Source organism: Pseudomonas mediterranea CFBP 5447 (genome assembly GCF_000774145.1).
Classification (GTDB): domain Bacteria; phylum Pseudomonadota; class Gammaproteobacteria; order Pseudomonadales; family Pseudomonadaceae; genus Aquipseudomonas; species Aquipseudomonas mediterranea.
Window position 1 is genome coordinate 1 of record NZ_KN322984.1, and the last position, 17,942, is coordinate 17,942.

At 52.2% G+C, this 17,942-nt stretch carries 12 protein-coding genes and 1 pseudogene; 6 read left to right on the plus strand and 7 right to left on the minus strand.

Annotated elements, in window-relative coordinates; translation table 11 throughout:
- Positions 1–101: 101 nt before the first annotated feature.
- The 3 genes from relA to cysM form a co-directional block, all read right to left on the minus strand.
- Positions 102–2,348: a GTP diphosphokinase gene (gene relA, locus N005_RS09845; protein ID WP_047701042.1), complete on the minus strand. Its 2,247-nt coding sequence runs from the start codon at positions 2,346–2,348 to the stop codon at positions 102–104.
- Between the two features lie 101 nt (positions 2,349–2,449).
- Complete coding sequence (rlmD, locus tag N005_RS09850; protein WP_047701043.1) at positions 2,450–3,820, minus strand: 23S rRNA (uracil(1939)-C(5))-methyltransferase RlmD; 1,371 nt, start codon at positions 3,818–3,820, stop codon at positions 2,450–2,452.
- Positions 3,820–4,722 carry a cysteine synthase CysM gene (cysM, locus tag N005_RS09855; RefSeq protein WP_047701044.1) on the minus strand — a complete coding sequence of 301 codons (903 nt, stop codon included), beginning with the start codon at positions 4,720–4,722 and terminating at the stop codon, positions 3,820–3,822. Before cysM ends, rlmD begins: the two co-directional genes overlap by 1 nt.
- 332 nt (positions 4,723–5,054) lie before the next feature.
- Between cysM and N005_RS28900 the strand changes: the two genes are divergently transcribed.
- Both N005_RS28900 and N005_RS28155 read left to right on the plus strand, forming a co-directional pair.
- Positions 5,055–5,345 carry a helix-turn-helix domain-containing protein gene (locus N005_RS28900; protein WP_144402658.1) on the plus strand — a complete coding sequence of 97 codons (291 nt, stop codon included), beginning with the start codon at positions 5,055–5,057 and terminating at the stop codon, positions 5,343–5,345.
- A gap of 957 nt (positions 5,346–6,302) precedes the next feature.
- A complete protein-coding gene (locus tag N005_RS28155) occupies positions 6,303–6,503 on the plus strand; it encodes a response regulator transcription factor (protein WP_144402659.1) in 201 nt (66 codons plus the stop codon).
- A gap of 509 nt (positions 6,504–7,012) precedes the next feature.
- On the opposite strand, the gene N005_RS27785 is transcribed toward N005_RS28155, so the two are convergent.
- Positions 7,013–8,722, minus strand: a complete 1,710-nt coding sequence (locus N005_RS27785) for a hypothetical protein (RefSeq protein WP_144402660.1) — start codon at positions 8,720–8,722, stop codon at positions 7,013–7,015.
- 233 nt (positions 8,723–8,955) lie between these two features.
- Between N005_RS27785 and N005_RS29965 the strand changes: the two genes are divergently transcribed.
- A complete protein-coding gene (locus N005_RS29965) occupies positions 8,956–9,456 on the plus strand; it encodes a toxin-activating lysine-acyltransferase (RefSeq protein WP_162843598.1) in 501 nt (166 codons plus the stop codon).
- Between the two features lie 16 nt (positions 9,457–9,472).
- Here N005_RS29965 and N005_RS09865 read toward each other — a convergent pair whose 3' ends face one another.
- A complete protein-coding gene (locus N005_RS09865) occupies positions 9,473–9,940 on the minus strand; it encodes a hypothetical protein (protein ID WP_047701045.1) in 468 nt (155 codons plus the stop codon).
- 768 nt (positions 9,941–10,708) lie between these two features.
- On the opposite strand from N005_RS09865, the gene N005_RS09870 reads away from it, so the two are divergent.
- From N005_RS09870 to N005_RS28165, 3 genes and pseudogenes are all read left to right on the plus strand, one after another.
- Positions 10,709–11,992 carry an HlyD family secretion protein gene (locus N005_RS09870; RefSeq protein ID WP_047701046.1) on the plus strand — a complete coding sequence of 428 codons (1,284 nt, stop codon included), beginning with the start codon at positions 10,709–10,711 and terminating at the stop codon, positions 11,990–11,992.
- Positions 11,993–12,003: 11 nt separating this feature from the next.
- Positions 12,004–14,140 (plus strand): annotated as a pseudogene (locus N005_RS09875) (peptidase domain-containing ABC transporter).
- On the plus strand, positions 14,137–15,549 hold the full coding sequence (locus N005_RS28165; RefSeq protein ID WP_081993247.1) for a TolC family protein: 1,413 nt from the start codon (positions 14,137–14,139) through the stop codon (positions 15,547–15,549). The pseudogene N005_RS09875 and the gene N005_RS28165 overlap by 4 nt, the downstream one beginning before the upstream one ends.
- A gap of 113 nt (positions 15,550–15,662) precedes the next feature.
- Here N005_RS28165 and N005_RS09885 read toward each other — a convergent pair whose 3' ends face one another.
- Together N005_RS09885 and N005_RS09890 are read right to left on the minus strand one after the other, a co-directional pair.
- Entirely contained in the window at positions 15,663–17,114 is a 1,452-nt protein-coding gene (locus N005_RS09885; protein ID WP_052126378.1) for a sensor histidine kinase, read from the minus strand.
- A complete protein-coding gene (locus tag N005_RS09890; RefSeq protein WP_047701437.1) occupies positions 17,101–17,823 on the minus strand; it encodes a response regulator transcription factor in 723 nt (240 codons plus the stop codon). Before N005_RS09890 ends, N005_RS09885 begins: the two co-directional genes overlap by 14 nt.
- Positions 17,824–17,942: the final 119 nt, after the last annotated feature.

Genomic DNA, 17,942 nt, shown 5'->3' on the forward strand with positions numbered 1-17,942 from the left:
CTGCTCGCGATGGCGGCGTGCCAGTCAACATCAACGTGACTGATTCGACGCCATCGCGAGCAGGCTCGCTCCCACATTGGACCGCGCTTAACCGTGACTCATCAACCCGGCGTCCGGTTACGCCGGGTCTCGATGATGTTCGGCAGCTGGGAAATCCGCCCAAGCAACCGCCCCAGCGCATCCAGCCCCGGAATCTCGATGGTCAGGGACATCAGCGCGGTGTTGTCTTCCTTGTTCGAGCGGGTATTGACCGCCAGCACGTTGATGCGCTCGTTCAGCAGCACCTGGGACACGTCACGCAGCAGCCCGGAACGGTCGTAGGCGCGGATGACGATGTCCACCGGGTAGGTGAGCACCGGCACCGGCCCCCAACTGACCTGGATGATCCGCTCGGGTTCGCGACCGGCCAGTTGCAACACCGAGGCGCAGTCCTGGCGGTGAATGCTCACGCCACGGCCTTGGGTGATGTAGCCGACGATCGCATCGCCTGGCAACGGCTGGCAGCAGCCGGCCATCTGGGTCATCAGGTTGCCCACGCCCTGGATCTGGATATCGCCGCGCTTGCCCGGCTTGTAGCCGGTGGCCTTGCGCGGGATCAGTTCCAGTTGTTCGTTGCCACGTTCCGGCTCCACCAGTTGCTGGGCCAGGTTGACCAGTTGCGCCAGGCGCAGATCCCCGGCCCCGAGGGCGGCGAACATGTCCTCGGCGGTTTTCATGTTGGCTTTTTCGGCCAGCTTGTCGAAATCCACCTGCGGCAGGCCCAGGCGACTGAGCTCGCGCTCGATCAGGGTCTTGCCGGCGGCGACGTTCTGGTCGCGGGCCTGCAATTTGAACCAATGGACGATTTTCGCCCGCGCCCGGGAGGTGGTGATGTAGCCCAGGTTCGGGTTCAGCCAGTCGCGGCTCGGCGTGCCGTGCTTGCTGGTGATGATCTCGACCTGTTCACCGGTTTGCAGGCTGTAGTTGAGCGGCACGATCCGCCCGTTGATCTTGGCGCCCCGGCAGTTGTGGCCGATCTCGGTGTGGACCCGGTAGGCGAAGTCCAGCGGCGTCGCGCCCTTGGGCAGGTCGATGGCGTGGCCGTCGGGGGTGAAGATGTAGACCCGGTCCGGCTCGATATCCACCCGCAGCTGTTCCGCCAGGCCACCGATGTCGCCCAGTTCCTCGTGCCATTCGAGCACTTGGCGCAGCCAGGAGATTTTCTCTTCGTAATGGTTGGACCCGGACTTGACGTCGGTGCCCTTGTATTTCCAGTGGGCACAGACGCCCAACTCGGCTTCCTCGTGCATGGCGTGGGTGCGGATCTGCACTTCCAGCACCTTGCCTTCCGGGCCGATCACGGCGGTGTGCAGCGAGCGATAGCCGTTTTCCTTGGGGTTGGCGATGTAGTCGTCGAACTCCTTCGGAATGTGCCGCCACAACGTATGGACGATCCCCAGCGCGGTGTAGCAGTCGCGCATTTCCGGGACCAGCACGCGCACGGCGCGCACGTCATAGATCTGGCTGAACTCCAGGCCCTTGCGCTGCATTTTGCGCCAGATCGAATAGATGTGCTTGGCCCGGCCGCTGATGTCGGCCTCCACGCCCGTGGCCTGCAGTTCTTCGCGCAGCTGGGTCATCACGTCGGTGATGAAGCGCTCGCGGTCCAGACGCCGCTCATGCAGCAACTTGGCGATCTGCTTGTACTGGTCGGGTTCCAGGTAACGGAAGGACAGGTCCTCCAGCTCCCATTTGATGTGACCGATGCCGAGACGGTGGGCCAGGGGCGCATAGATGTCGAACACTTCCCGGGCGACACGATTGCGTTTTTCGTCGTCGGCAGCTTTTACCGCGCGAATTGCGCAAGTCCGCTCGGCCAGTTTGATCAGCGCGACGCGCACGTCGTCGACCATGGCCACGAGCATCTTGCGCAGGTTCTCCACCTGGCCCTGGGTACCCAGGACCATGGAATGACGCGGGCTGAGGCTGGCACTGATGGCCGCCATGCGCAGCACGCCGTCGATCAGCTTGGCGACCACCGCGCCGAAGCGCTGGCTGACCACCGACAACTGGATCTGGCCTTCGCGCACGCCGCGGTACAGCACCGCGGCGACCAGCGAATCCTGGTCGAGCTTGAGGTCGGCGAGAATCTCGGCGATCTCCAGGCCCGTCTGGAAACTCGACGTGCCTTCGGACCAGAGGTTCTTCGCCGCGTTGTGTTGCTGTTCCGCCTCACGAGCGAACTCGCAGGCTTCTTTCAAGGCTTCGCGATCCAGTGCCATGTCGATACTGACCGCGTGATCGAGCCAAGCCTCGAGATTGATACTGCCGTCGGTGTTGATCGGCTGGTGTGCTCTCACCTGTACCATCTTTACTTACCTTCCCTACGACGCAGATTCAATGCGTCAACATCGCTGACCTTCGTTGCCCGTGTTTCCGCCCAGGGCTGTAGCGGATTTACACGAACGGATCAGTCGGACAAGCCATCCTGGCTCGCTTCAAATAACGCCATGGCCTCGACATGCGCCGTCTGAGGAAACATATCGAGAATCCCGGCACGTTTTAACCGGTAGCCCTGCTTGATCAATTCGACCGTGTCCCGGGCCAAAGTTGCCGGGTTGCACGATACATAAACCAACCGTTTGGCGCCCAGGGACGCCAGCTTGCGCACCACCTCGAAAGCACCGTCACGGGGTGGGTCCAAGAGTACCGCAGAAAAGCCTTCGCCGATCCATTCGGCACCCGCCAGTGGCTGGGATAAATCGGCCTGAAAAAAGGCAGTGTTATGCAAATTGTTGCTGAGGGCATTGGCCGCCGCGCGGTCCACCATGGTCTGCACGCCCTCCACGGCCACTACCTCGCGCACGCACCGGGCCAACGGCAAGGCAAAGTTGCCCAGGCCGCAGAACAGATCCAGCACCCGCTCCTCGGATCGCGGCGCCAGCCACTGCAGCGCCTGGGCGATCATCGCCTCGTTGACCCCGGCGTTCACCTGGATAAAATCCCCCGGCCGATAAGCCAGGTCCAGGTCCCAGCTGTCCAGGCGATAACCCAGGGTCAACTCAGCGTGGACCGGTTGCGGCTCACCTTCGCCGTACAGCCACAGTTGGGCGCCATGGAATGCGCAGAAATCCTTGAGAATCGTCAGGTCGGCTTCCGACAGCGGCGCCATGTGCCGCAACAATACCGCCAGGGACGAGCCAGCGAACAATTCCACATGGCCCAGCGCCTGGGGTTTGCTCAAGCGGCGGAGCATGTCCGGCAAGCGATTCATGATCGGTTGCAAAGGCTGTACCAGCACCGGGCAATCGCCGATGGCGACAATGTCCTGGCTGCCGACGGCGCGGAATCCGACCTCAAGTTTCTTCGCTTTCTGGTCCCAGCGCACCGCCACGCGGGCCCGGCGTCGGTAAGCGAACTCCGGCCCGCTTAGTGGTGCGGCCCATTCCTCCGGCACCACACCGGCAACCCGCGACAGTTGCTCGGCGAGCATGCGCTGTTTCAGGGCGAGCTGTTCGTCGTGGGGCAGATGTTGAACGCTGCAACCGCCACACCGGCCGGCATGGATGCACGGAGCGGCACGGCGCAGTTCGCTGGCCTGGAACACCCGCTCGGTGCGCGCCTCGACCACCTTGCCATGGGCACCCAGTACCCGCGCCTCGACCTCTTCGCCGGCCAGGGCGCCGATGACGAACCAGGTACGCCCGTCTACAAACGCGATGCCCCGGCCATCGTTGGCCAGGCGCTCGATGACCAGGCGCTGTTTCTTGCCGGTCGGCACTTGTGGGGCCCGGCTTCCGCCGCTGGGCTGGAAGCGCAAGCCTCTTTCATGCTTGGCCATCAGTTGGGCGCGTCGAAAATGCCGGTGGACAGGTAGCGGTCGCCGCGGTCGCAGATGATCGCGACGATCACTGCGTTTTCAACTTCCTTCGACAAACGCAGCATGCCCGCCACGGCACCGCCGGACGATACGCCGCAGAAAATGCCTTCTTCGCGGGCCAGGCGACGGGTCACGTCCTCGGCTTCGCTCTGGGCCATGTCGATGATGCGGTCCACACGGTCGGCCTGGTAGATCTTCGGCAGATACTCCTCGGGCCAGCGGCGGATGCCAGGGATCGACGCGCCTTCCATCGGTTGCAGGCCGACGATCTGTACGTTCGGGTTCTGTTCCTTCAGGTAGCGCGAAGTGCCCATGATGGTGCCGGTGGTGCCCATCGAGCTGACGAAATGGGTGATGGTGCCGTCGGTCTGGCGCCAGATCTCGGGACCGGTGGTGGTGTAGTGGGCCTCGGGGTTGTCGCCGTTGGCGAATTGGTCGAGCACCTTGCCGCGACCTTCGGCCTGCATTCGCTCGGCCAGGTCACGGGCGCCTTCCATGCCCTCGTCCTTGGTGACGAGGATCAACTCGGCACCGTAGGCGGTCATCGCCGCCTTGCGCTCGGCGCTGGAATTGTCGGGCATGATCAGGATCATCTTGTAGCCCTTGATCGCCGCCGCCATCGCCAGGGCAATCCCGGTGTTGCCGGAGGTCGCCTCGATCAGCGTGTCGCCGGGCTGGATCTGCCCGCGCAACTCGCCACGGGTGATCATCGACAGCGCCGGCCGGTCCTTGACCGAACCCGCCGGGTTGTTCCCTTCGAGCTTGAGCAAAAGCGTATTGCTGGTCGCGCCGGGCAGGCGCTGCAAACGGACCAGCGGGGTGTTGCCGACGCAATCGGCGATGGTGGGGTATTGCACAGTCATGGCGTATTCGCAATCCGGGCTGCGGGGGCGCCTATCATACCGGCAAACCCTGCCCGGCCATATCACGCAAAGTGCGGAGGTTATGGCTTAAAGGAATAAGCGAGGCATAAGCCGAGGGCACTGCTTTTGAAGTAATCCCTTTCCTACACAGCCGAGAGTTCAGATCATGCATGCATATCCGATGTAAGCACCGTCTGTCAGCATTCCTTCCGCCTGCTTGTGGGTTCGTTATTTTTTACATGGAGAGCAAGCATCCAAGGCTATCTAGCTTTGGATCGTGTTTCTTTACAGTTGTAGCGCTAAACGTACGAGCAGGATGCAAGGAAATAACGATGGTCAACGTTTGGTCGAAACAAAGAGATCTGCAGCCCAGCGCCCGGCTGGCCTGCGGGCAACGCTTGCGCAACCTATTGGAAGAGTACGACATCACCCCCTCGGCTTTTGCTGAGGTGCTGCGTATCAGTCCTCAATCCCTGACGAATTGGAGAAGGCGGGGTGTACCACGATTGCGGATGGCGCAATTGGCACGTTTGCTGAGTGTCAGTGAAGTGTGGCTGGCAACTGGAAGGGGCGAACGGACACGTGACGTACATCGGGAAGTAGAACAGGATCAAACAGGTTAGCGGATTAAGAGTGAAGCGTAGCTTCGACGAAAGTACCCTCTCAACTTGCGTCGCCTATTGGAACGCGAGTTGGCTACAGGCACCTCCGAGCTGCAATCATTTTTCTAGTTAGGGTACTCCTGCGCCAAGGCATGTGAGATCAACACTTAAAACCTTCGAAATTGTTTCGTAAGCACTTCATGAATTCTGTGCGCTCCCGACACCTTCCTGGAGCCCATTTGACATGATTTGCCCCCAACACCAAAGTCGAACAAGTCCATCTCTCCCTCCAAACCGATCGACGTTCGAAAATCCATTGACGGCGCGGGTGGGCCGGTCGAACTGAGTGTAGGTCGCCGCAGTTGATCGGAAGAAGAATTTGAATGTTCAGCGATATACCTGAAGGCTTCACGGTGAGTGCCCAGCCCATAGATGATCGAGAAACGGCCTGGAGCCTTCTGCGCGCCCATATCAAGCACTGGCGCGGGGCCACGAGCGTCAAACTACGAAATCCCGTCAATCTGGAGCTGCATATCTCAGTGTATAAATAAATGCTCTCTCTACGCTTTGACTGGGAGGAGTCGTGAAACGCCTGGTTTTTGGGACCGTTTCGCGCCCCGGCGAGAGCAAGCTCCCCTGCAATAGGGGTCCACGCTTGATGATCTACGGAGCGTTACCTGTCCCAAAGCAGCGGCAAGACGACAGGAGCGTATCCGAACGGGACGAGTTATGGACGTAGCCTGCCTGCAACCTCCTTCATATTCGCTCCATCTAACTATTACCCCCGTAACCTTCTGTAGTACTTCTTACCCTGCAAGGAACGTCATTTCCTCGCTCCATATAAAAATCTGTAGGAATACAATTTTTTATCGGATATTTCCGGCGATTAATCGAGACATCCATGAACTAGCAAATTTTCAAACACACCGATAACATCACCACCCAACAACAAAAAAAATCCAAATAAGGAACAACCAATTGAATAAGAACACTAAAGACTTAACAAAACGAGAGCATGAAGTCCTACAACTACTTTTACTAGGTGAAACAAACAAAAAAATAGCCTTAATGCTCGGCATTAGCGATTTCACAGTGCGAGAATACGTTTCTTCAATTTTACGAAAAAAAGGGGTAAAATCCAGAGTGAAGCTATTTGCAGAGAAATTTAAAAAACATTAAAGTCGTCACATATTCTTCAAACTCGCGTATCGCCCCAACGACATGGACAACACTCCTGCTTCCAAACCAATACCAAATAACCCTCAACAAAAGAGCTAGGCACCCATGAACGAACATTTAAAACATGTTTATTTTTTCAATAAAAAAATCTTCCACTCCAAACCAAACTTCCAAGCCACCCATTAAGTATAAATCATGACAAAGAACCGCTCTCGCATCCAGCGCAATCAAATAACCTCAGCCAATTTAAATATGCAGTTTTACAAGCCAACTTCAGCGAACGCCTGATCAAATGACATCACTCTAATTTATGGCTAAAGCAAGCATCTTCTCTACCCAACCAAAGTGATCCACACCTCTTAGAACATGCCAACAAGACAGAACTAAATCACAACCAGAGTCCAGCCAACTCAAAAGCTAAACGTAAAACTAAAAGATAGGAAATAAATATACCCACAATAAAAGCGTCTAAAAAAATGCAACAAAGAAGCTCACGAAAAACACATAAATTAAACCTCCTCCCAGCCGACTACATCCCATACCCCAGAATAAAAATCAATAGCTTTAAGCACTTCCGGATTTTGCGCGGCCAACCTCAGCAAACACTTCTCTGAATACAAATCCTGACCAGCTTGCCTTAGGATATAAAAACCACTTTCAAAATCGAACCAAATCTCTAATGACCGGCTTATCCAACATGGAATTCGAGCATCATCCTCATTGTAAAATTGAAGACACGCCGCACCTACAACGTCCTCAACCAAACGACCAACATCATTATTTAAGTCCTTACCGCCGCCAACAACATCATCAATTTTATCTTCAAGTCCAGCCAAAGCAGCATCTATATGATTAACCCTGACTACATTTATTGCCATGCCAGCAACCCAATTTCGAAAACTCACTCCAACCGAATCAGCTTTACAATGTAAAAAATCAAAAAAACGATCATAAGCTATAATCAGCTTTTTTAGTAGCGCCGGATTTATCTTCAAGATTAGAAGATCTGACTCTATGCCAAGCACCTTTTTTCTCAATAGAGCGATATATAATCGAAATCCCCAACACTCATACCCTTCCCACCCAGCGTCATTTGCAACAAATCTAGTTGAAAAATCATCAAAAGCCAGCAACTCTTTGACAATATCGGTAAACTCAAAAAAAACATCACTTCCAACTATATGTTTCAGCAAAATAACCGGAAACCCCATACGCATCGCACAATGCAATCTGCTTTGACAATCATACTCCTGCATAAACGCATTTAGCGCACCTTCCGCAATTTCATTTGCATCATCCAAACCAACAATCTTATGCTTGCTTAAGTAATAGCATATATTTCTAATGCTTTCGATAGCTAAAATATGCTCCCCAACAAATTGTTCATAGTCGACTCTATCAATTGGAATTAAATCAGAAAAAATTCGCACACTACTAAAGTCTATCCACGCCCCACTCAAGGTTAAGTTTGATGGAGTTACATTATAATGGATTATTTGTTTCGCTCTCGCAGCAGCAAACTGTTTTGCATAACGTCTTGCAAGTTCACAAAGACCTAAATTCAGTCGTTCATGCAACGATCCTGACAAGCACCCCTCTCGATCCAAGGGTAAGAATTCAACGAGCTTTTTTATTACAACACGAACACGCTTAGCGTCATTACTCAGCGCACCGATATGTCTCTCTCTAAAATATACCGCACTAATAAAATGCGCCGGACGTACCGCAGGCATCCTAACCAACAACCCACGAAGATACGATTTATTATTAAACTCAAACCTCAACCCCGTATCTATTACAGCGACAGACCTTACCGCTCCGTAGGGAAGCGCTATATTTATAATTTCCGACCAGAGAGTTTCGTAGATGGCAGAGTTAAGGCTCATCAAGCCATTTCCATCAGCAAAATCAGCATCTTTCGCCACTAATTGGTTTGGCCCGATTCCTTTCAGTTGAAAATCACCATCAAATCCACAGCGACCACCTCCCCCATTTCTTAAAATTCCATCACCACCGTATCTTTCGGCAAAAAAAATTTTGCCGCGCTGCTGCTTTTGCTCGCCTCCACCGCCTCCCACAACATAACTGTACCTAGAAAGAACGCCCTCTTCGTCTAGGTCAATTTTCAGGCCTTTATTAAAGAATGCGATGGAAGTACTTTCAATTCTCTCTGCCTTGAAACTCACAAAAACCTCATGCAGATCTGATAACTTTTTCATAGGTCGCTCACCAATCACTGTTCCGAACAGTACATATACCTCAACAATAAGGAGCAAAACTGATATTTTGTACCCTACACATGTAGGGGTGACCTCGACGAACATCCATGTAAACCTTCAACACCGCAGTGACGGTAGCTGAAAATCCATACCGTTCTTGCGACCTAGAGGAGACCTTGGACAGAAAGTACCAACAGCCATATATAATTCATAATGAAAGCGGAGGAAATATTGTGAAAATTCCAGCCAAACTACATACCTATTGCCGGTGTGATTACTCATCAAACAGGGCGAAACTAATAGGTTTTGCCTGCATAATCATTTGCACGAACAGTAACTATTCACTTTTTGAAATCATGAATCTGCGGCTTTGGATAGCTCCGGCTATAGACCACAAACAAATTTTATTCTTTTTCGATAAAAATGATTCACCCGTTGGGTACGTCACTTGGGCGAATTTAGCCCCAGACAGCGAAGCTAGGCTACTGAAAGATCCAAATTTTTTACTTCATGCATCTGAATGGAACGAAGGAGGTAAAACTTGGATTATTGACTTCTGCTTCCCCTCAGGGCATACAGCGGAAGCAATCAAATCTCTAAAAAAGCATTTTCAATCGCTTGGGATAGACAGGGTGTTTTGGGGTCGGCGGAACAGCGATAACTCAATCAGAAGGGTAGGAAACTTTGTTATCCCCCATCGGGAATACGCAACGCATTCGATAAATCTTAAGTAAGATGCGAACCTCTAACTCACGAATGCTGATTGCATATAGATGCCAATGTTAACAATTTGTCATAGGGTCCAATAAAGATTACCAACCCGCTTTGCGGGGTATATGTTATAGCTTCCGACTTGCAATAAAAAAAGAAGCTAAAGATTTTTTTGGACCAATACACATTAACTTTTTTCTCTGAATAACCGATGGATAGCATCGCGCATCGCAATACATCTCGCTCCACCTCAACATCCATTCTTAGCTCAGAAAGCGCTTCATCATAGTACATTTTCTTTATAACAATCGCTAAATACCCTATCAGTCCGCTTAGCACCTCCCAACCCAAAGGCCCATTCATTAGAGACATTCGACTCATAAAAATAAATACCAGCAAAATTAAAATAGAAGCTACTATAGTCCTTTCAATCAAAGCAAAAATTTTTAAAAGATCATTCGACAACTGATCTTTAAGCCTCAACCTTCTTAATATAATTTTGGTCATACTTCAATTTCTTACCCTTTCTTTTTCAACCCACTAGATATGCCTGCACTTATTCACAGTATATCTAGCATCCTGTTCCGGAAATAAGCTGTTCACTTTTGGCGGCGTCTTGGGCGCCCGGCCGGCGTTGCCATACCTCGCCATAGCCCAGCAATGACTCGTCGCGACGCCTTGACCGGACACCCAAGCCACTCGCCAAAAGAGAACGTATTTCTGAAAACAGGACACCAGTAGACAATCTAATAGTTAACCTCCCCTATTTCCGGGTACTTGGGGGAAAAAAGAGGTTCCATGAAAAGCACTTGGATTCCAAGAGTTAGCTGCGTCCTTCACAGCATTGTAAGCCGCGTCCCCTCCCAAGGCTCCCAGCCCACTCCCAACGGCCGCACCTGGCGTGCCAAGCCCGAATCGTCCCCCTATTGCTGCGCCCGCTGCCGCGCCCAAAGTGGCTCCAGCATTTCCGAAAAACGTAGAGCCCGAGTCGCCTGAGCCAGCGCCAGACACTAATAATATTTCTATACGTGACAACTTTCTCATGGAAACTTTTCCTTTCTCTAAAAATAAAAAACTAAAGCGGCATAGTGGTTACTTTCTTACTTCCTTCGAATCATTAAAAGGTGACAAAGCGCAATCCACGATAGCGATCAAATTCGATGATTTGTACCCTACACATGTAGGGGTGACCCAAACGGGCATACATGGGAATCTTTACTGCCTCGCCGCGATGCGGCCTCCTTTCAAGAGATTCCAATTTATTGTCAGCAAGGAATGCTCCCATTGATCCAAGACACGTCGCTATTCAGAGCAGAGGCTTTGGAAGCTCAGCATACGCACTGGTTGGGCAGCATCATCCTGATTCGTCCAGTCTCGTTCACCTTTCTCACAGTCTTCGCTACGACCCTTGCATCAATTGTAATTATTTTTTTCATATGGGGAAGTTACACCAAGCGAAGCACCGTAGTTGGACAGCTACTGCCCTCATCAGGACAAATTAAAATTTACGCTCCACAACAAGGGCGGGTACTTGAAAGCTTTATTCATGAGGGGCAGCACGTTAGGACTGGCACTCATCTTCTCACGTTGTCCAGTGAACACTATGGCGAAAATGCCAATCCGATCCAGGAAAGTATCAGCAACAGCCTCAAACAGAGAAAATTGTCTCTACTTGATGAACAGAAAAAAATAAAAATACTACAGATCGATGAAAGAAAAAGTCTCACAACCCACTTAAGCAGCTTAAAAAATGAATTGGAGATGTTAAACAGACAAATTTTCAGTCAACAACAGCTGATTGCCTTGGCTTCCAATGCCACCAGTCGCTATTCGGGATTAATGGAAAAGGGATATATCGCCATGGATCAGCTACAGCAGCGCCAGGCAGAGTTACTCAATCATCAGCAGAAATTAAATACCCTTGAGCGTGACCGCTCCGCGATGCGACAGCAGGTAACCGAGCGCCATAACGAACTTTCTGGCTTATCCGCTCGACATGAAAATCAACTTGCCATTGTTCATAGAGCACTATCGGAAATTGACCAAGAGCTCATTGAGAGTGAGGCGCGACGCATACTGGTTATCAAGGCTCCTCAAGAAGGTGTGGTGACTGCAATTTTCGCGGAACCCGGACAAACTACAGGTACAGCCAGATCTCTTTTAAGTATTATTCCAAATAACTCCTCATTGCAGGCCGAGCTTTATGCTCCAAGCAAATCCATTGGTTTCATCCGGGTTGGCGACAAAGTGCGCATTCGCTATCAACCCTATCCCTATCAGAAATTCGGGCAACATAACGGTACAGTTAAATCCATCTCCAAGACCTCGGTTTCTGCCGTAGAGCTTGCAAACGCGTCCGGAGAAATACCCGGGATTGGCCTGGATGGCGAACGCTATTACCGAATACGCGTCGGTCTGGACCAGCAACATGTCCTAGCCTATGGCGAATTAAGGCCGTTGCAAACCGGTATGTTAATTGAAGCGGACATAACACAAGAAACTCGCCATCTTTACGAATGGGTACTTGAGCCTCTTTATAGTTTGACGGGCAAGCTTTAGGAGAAATACCGTTGAATTATACGAATGCAATTTCACTCCATTGGAGGCGCGAGCTTCCGCTATTATTGCAAACCGAAACCGCTGAATGCGGCCTGGCATGTTTAGCCATGATACTCGGTTATCATGGCCATAATTCAAGTCTGCATGAACTCCGAAACAAATTCCAAACCACATTAAAAGGCATGACATTAAAGCATATCATTCAAATAGCCGATCAATTGAAGCTAGGAACACGCGCCGTCAGGCTCGACATGAAAGATCTTCTACAACTTAGACTACCCTGCATTCTTCACTGGAATTTTAATCACTTTGTAGTTTTGAAGTCCATACATCAAGGTCACCTTATCCTTCATGATCCAGCACGAGGCATTCGCCACATATCACTTACCGAAAGCAGTGATTTCTTTACTGGAATAGCCCTAGAGTTATGGCCAGAATTTGACTTTGAAGAAAAGAAAAAGAAGGCAAGCATCAAGCTTTCCAAAATGCTTGGAAAAGCGTCAGGTCTGTATCGATCGCTATTACAAGTACTTCTACTGGCGCTCGCGCTGGAAATATTTTCTCTCGTCAGCCCGTTTCTTCTCCAGTGGACGATCGACAATGTCCTTCTCAGCGAGGATAGCGAATTACTAAAAACCCTTATATTAGGTTTTGGGTTACTATTGCTAATGCAGCAGGGAATAACAGCCATTCGTACATGGGTGTTGATTCACATGAATACGATGATTAGTGTGCAATGGCGCACCAATGTGTTCACTCATTTATTGAGATTACCTATTCACTTTTTTGAAAGGCGACATCTAGCGGATATCGTGTCGCGTTTTAGCGCAGTGGACCATATTCAACGAACACTTACCGCCGCTTTTTTTTCCAGTATTCTTGACGGCCTGATGAGCATCGCTACATTAGCGCTGATGTTTATGTACAGTCCCACTCTAGCCTTAATTTCTCTCATCGCCATGGTGCTTTATATACTAGGCCGCTGCGTCTGGCACTCCCCTTTCCGCAGGGCAACGGAAGAACAGATAATCCACGCGGCGCGTCAGGAGGGCCACTTTTTAGAGACCGTCAGAGGTATTCGGGCGATCAAACTATTCAGACGATCCCACGAACGACGTTCCGTTTGGTTAGGCCTGTTGATCGAGCAAATTAATGCAGATATTCGTTCTCAAAAGATGCAACTTTTTTATACACAACTGAACGGTTTGCTTTTCGGCATCGAAAATCTGCTTGCGGTGTGGTTTGGCGCCAGCTTGGTCATGAGTGGGCATTTTAGTGTTGGCGTATTAATAGCCTTCACCGCTTATAAGACACAATTCGTCAGTAGGACATCAAACTTGGTAGACCTTTTTTTTGAATTGCGTGTGCTCCAACTCCATGGTGAGCGCTTAGCCGATATTGTTCTTCATCCACCGGAAGATAATCACGGAAAAATCAACTTAGTTACCCCCCCACACATGTAGCATAAATATTGAAATAAAAAATTTGAGGTACCGCTATTCCGATCAAGAGTCTTACATTATTGACAAACTGAATCTATCTATAGCAGAGGGCGAATCGATAGCCATCACGGGAGCGTCTGGCGCTGGAAAAAGTACATTACTGAATTTGATATTAGGGATTCTCCCTCCTAGCGAAGGGCAAATCAAAATTGCTGGAATAGAAGTAAGAGACATGGGCGTTAACACCCTCCGAGACATGGTCGGCACGGTGATGCAGGATGATGTCTTGTTTGCCGGCTCACTGGCGGAAAACATTTCTTTTTTCGACCAGAATGCTGATACATCCTGGATAATCCAATGCGCACAAATGGCAACGATACATAATAGTATCCAATCAATGCCTATGGGATACAACACATTGGTTGGGGATATGGGGACGGTGCTCTCAGGCGGGCAGAAACAACGCATACTCTTGGCCCGTGCACTTTATAAAAGAGCTAGAATTTTATTCCTTGATGAAGCCACCAGCCATCTTGACCTGCAATGTGAGCAGTTAGTCAACGACGCCATACGTTCACTAAAAATAACCCGCATAATTGTCGCACATCGGCCTGAGACTATCGCGTCGGCGGATCGGGTTTTCAGACTGGAATCTGGGAAACTAGAACCATGTCCCATCCAAGCGAATATGGATGCGATTAAATGACGGGCTATTCCGCCTGTACGCTGTCCATACTTGCTGCGGGCATAACATTATCAGCTATAGGTGCTGAGTTTGTTGCACCTAACCACGTTACATTCGCCTCCTCAAAGACAAGTTCCTATACGGGTCAGCCGTGCATCTTTGGAAGTACTCCAACAACATTGTCCCTACAGGAGAGCATAGAGCGAATACTTTGTAATGACCCAAAAACACGCTCGGCTTGGGTGCACGCAAAGGCGCAGGCCGCTCAAATCGGAGTCAGTCGATCCCCGTATTTTCCGAAGGTCACCGGCAGCATCGGCATGACTACGGGACGAACCGTTACTGATTATGAGCAGCGCAGTGAACTTTCCGGCGAGGGAAGCCGACGGCAGATATCCAATAGATTGCATTTCACCTGGGTATTGTTCGATTTTGGACAGAGGGAAGCCGAGCTACGAAGATCCATGCAACTCTTAGTGGCTGCTAACGCCAATCAAGATGTCGTACTGCAAAAATCTTTCGCTTCCGCAGCAGAGCTTTACTATCGAGCTCTTGCCGCTCAGCGAAGCTTGATCATCTCAACAAAAGTTACATCGTTTGCAGCAGAAAACCTTGATGCCGCAGAAGCCAGGTATCATTCCGGAGCCGCGGCACTTTCTGATTTGTTGCAAGCGAAAACCGCCTTTTCTCAAGCCAGTCTGAATCAGATTCGCGATACGGGGGCACTTCGCAATACCGTAGGGATGCTTGCACTGCGTATGGGACTCTCTCCTGAGACGCCATTCGAATTGGAGGGCAATCTTATGTCGTTACCCGATGCGCAACTCATCAAGACAATTGCCGAGCTATTTCAACAAGCCCAACAAAATCACCCTGCCTTAGTAGCTGTTAGAGCGCGGATCAAAGCCGCTGAGGCAAAAATTGATGTGAGTCGCGCCGCTGGGAAACCAACCCTTTCATTGACGGCCGATATTTCCCATACCCGAATTGATCAATCCCATATGCTTAACGGCGACAGACGCGACCGAAATAGAGCCATTGGCCTGCAATTAAACATCCCTTTGTTTGATGGTTTCAGCCAAAAATATCAGATACGTAGTGATCTCGCGCATCTTGAGATAAGCAAGGAGGAGCTTCTGGAAGAAGAGTTGAAGTTGTCGCTTGAGCTTTGGGAAAATTACCAAACCCTTAGCAGTGAGCTTCAGCGACTTAGCCATACAAACAAATTAATCACTCAATCACAGCAATCCCTTGAGGTGGTGCAAGGTCGCTATCGATCCGGGGTGGGTAGCATGGTTGAATTGTTGAGCGCTTTAAATGCCTACGCAGGTGCTGAAGATCAATATATTAATACCTTGACTACCTGGCATATCACACGGCTACGCTTTTCTGAAAATTTGGGACTGCTTGGTTTTTGGAACTCGTATTAAACAATAATTTATTGTATAGGACCAGCATACAAACGCCTTGAGCAACTGGCGGGTAACGCTGTCAAAAATTGGTGCACATTTGGGCCGCTTTGACTTCTGGAAAACAGACTGATTCAGGTTTGAGGGCTGCTGCGCAGCCCAGCGGGAGCAAGCTCCCTCGCCACAACAAGCTCCCTCGCCACAAGCATCTCGTTCGACTGGCCCTTGTCGGCGCTCTCGCCGGCTATCAACCACAGACTCAACCGCAGCCCTCTCCCCGTATTTTCCGCCCACATCCGCCCGCCCTGGCGCTGCACCGCGTTGCGCGCGATGCTCAGGCCCAGGCCGAAACCGCCATCGCCGGGACGGGAGCCATCGAGGCGGGTGAAAGGATCGAAGATGCGCCGCAGATCCTGCTCCGCCACCCCGCCGCCTTCGTCCTCCAGCCACAGATGCCAGAACGCGCCTTCGCGTCGGCCATCCAGGCGCACGATGCCATCGGGCGGTGAATGGCGGATGGCGTTGCGCAGGATATTTTCCAAGGCCTGGGCCAGGGTATTGAGGTTGCCCTGCACCCAACAGTCGGCCGCTACGGCGCAATGCAGTTGGCTGGCCGGCCAGCCGCTTTCGTAGCAGGCATTTTCCGTGAGCATTTCCCACAGTGCCTGGATCTGGATGGGTTCCCCAGGCAACGGCGCACGGTCGGTGTCGAGCCAGGCCAGTTGCAAGGTGTCTTCCACCAGCCGCTGCATGCCCTCGACCTCCCGGGCGACCCGCTCACGCAAGGGTTCGAGGGCTTGCTCGCTTTCACTGGCGACTTGCAAACGACTCAGGGGTGTGCGCAGTTCGTGGGACAGGTCGCGCAGCAGTTGCTGTTGCAGGATGACGGTCGATTGCAACCGTTCGGCCATGTGATCGAACGCACGCCCCAGTTCACCCAGTTCATCGCTCCGGTCGGTCGTACGTCGGGGCAAGCGCACGTTCAACTGATCGACGCGCCAGGCATTGGCCTGCTCGCGCAGTTGATTGAGCGGCACCACCAGCAAGCGATACAGGCCGACGCACAGCAACAAGGTGAACAGACCGGGAATCACGCCATTGGTAATCACCCGCCAGAACACCCGGTATCGCCCCGGCAGGAAACGCTCGGGCAATTCGATGACCAGGCTGCCGGCGGATGGATCATCGGGAAACGGCACCCGCAGCCACGGCCGGCCTTTACGGTGGATGGGCCAGTCGAGCCCTCGCAGAAATGTCAGGCGCTCGATTTCCTTGTCCGTCAGCGGATGCTCGCTCAGGGACTGCAAGTCCGCACCAATGACGCCGACCCAGCTGGCTTCCCGCTGCTGCATGCCCTGCAACCACCGATCGACACCGGTCTGACTGCCCCCGAGCCAGGCCTGCTCGGCCTCGGCGGCATAACGCGTGAGGGTGCCGCGGGCTTCGTCCGAGAGGAACTGGTTGCGCTGTTCCATGTAGCGTCCCCAGGACCAGCTCAGCCAGATCATCAGCAGACAGAACGCCACCAGCAGGCAAGCGAGTTTCCAGAACAACGAATGCCGCGGGGGCAGATCAGACCATTTCATCGATGGCACTCAAGACATATCCCTTGCCCCATACCGTGCGCACTTCCCGCGCGATGTAGCCGATGGCCTTGAGCTTGCGACGGATCTGGCTGACGTGCATGTCCAGGCTGCGGTCGTGGGGCGCGTAGCCACGCTGCAGGACGTGCTGATAAAGGAAGGCCTTGCTCAGCACTTCGTCGCCACTGCGATGCAGGACATCCAGCAGACGGTACTCGCTGCGGGTCAGCCCGGCCGGCTGCCCGGCAACTTGCACGTCGCAGCGTTCTTCATCGAAATCCAGCCCCTGAGCCTGATGCACCGGCAACATCGGCGTCGGACGCCGATCCAGCGCCACCCGGCGCAGGATGGCTTCGATACGCACGTGCAGCTCAGCCATGCTGAAGGGCTTGGGCAGGTAATCGTCGGCACCGAGGCGAAAACCACTGATGCGGTCGGCTTCGGCCCCCAGGGCAGACATCAGTACCACCGGGGTCGAATGGCTCTGGCGCAAACGGGTCAGCACCGCGAGGCCATCCATACCGGGCAGCAGGATATCCATGAGCACCACGTCGAAAGCCTGGCGGCAGGCAATCTCCAACCCTTCCCGGCCGTTCTGGCACCAGGTCACGTCAAACCCGCTACGACCCAGTTGTTCGTGGACGTAGGCACCCAGTACGGGATCGTCTTCAATGGAGAGGATGCGGGGATGACAAACAGAAGTGGGATTCATGAATATCTGCAAATAATTCTCAGTTTGCAGATTATTCAAGATCGCCAATCGAGAGGCAACCGCCGCGCATCGCTATCACTGCAGCCGGCAGCAGGATGCACGGCGACATGAATTTTACG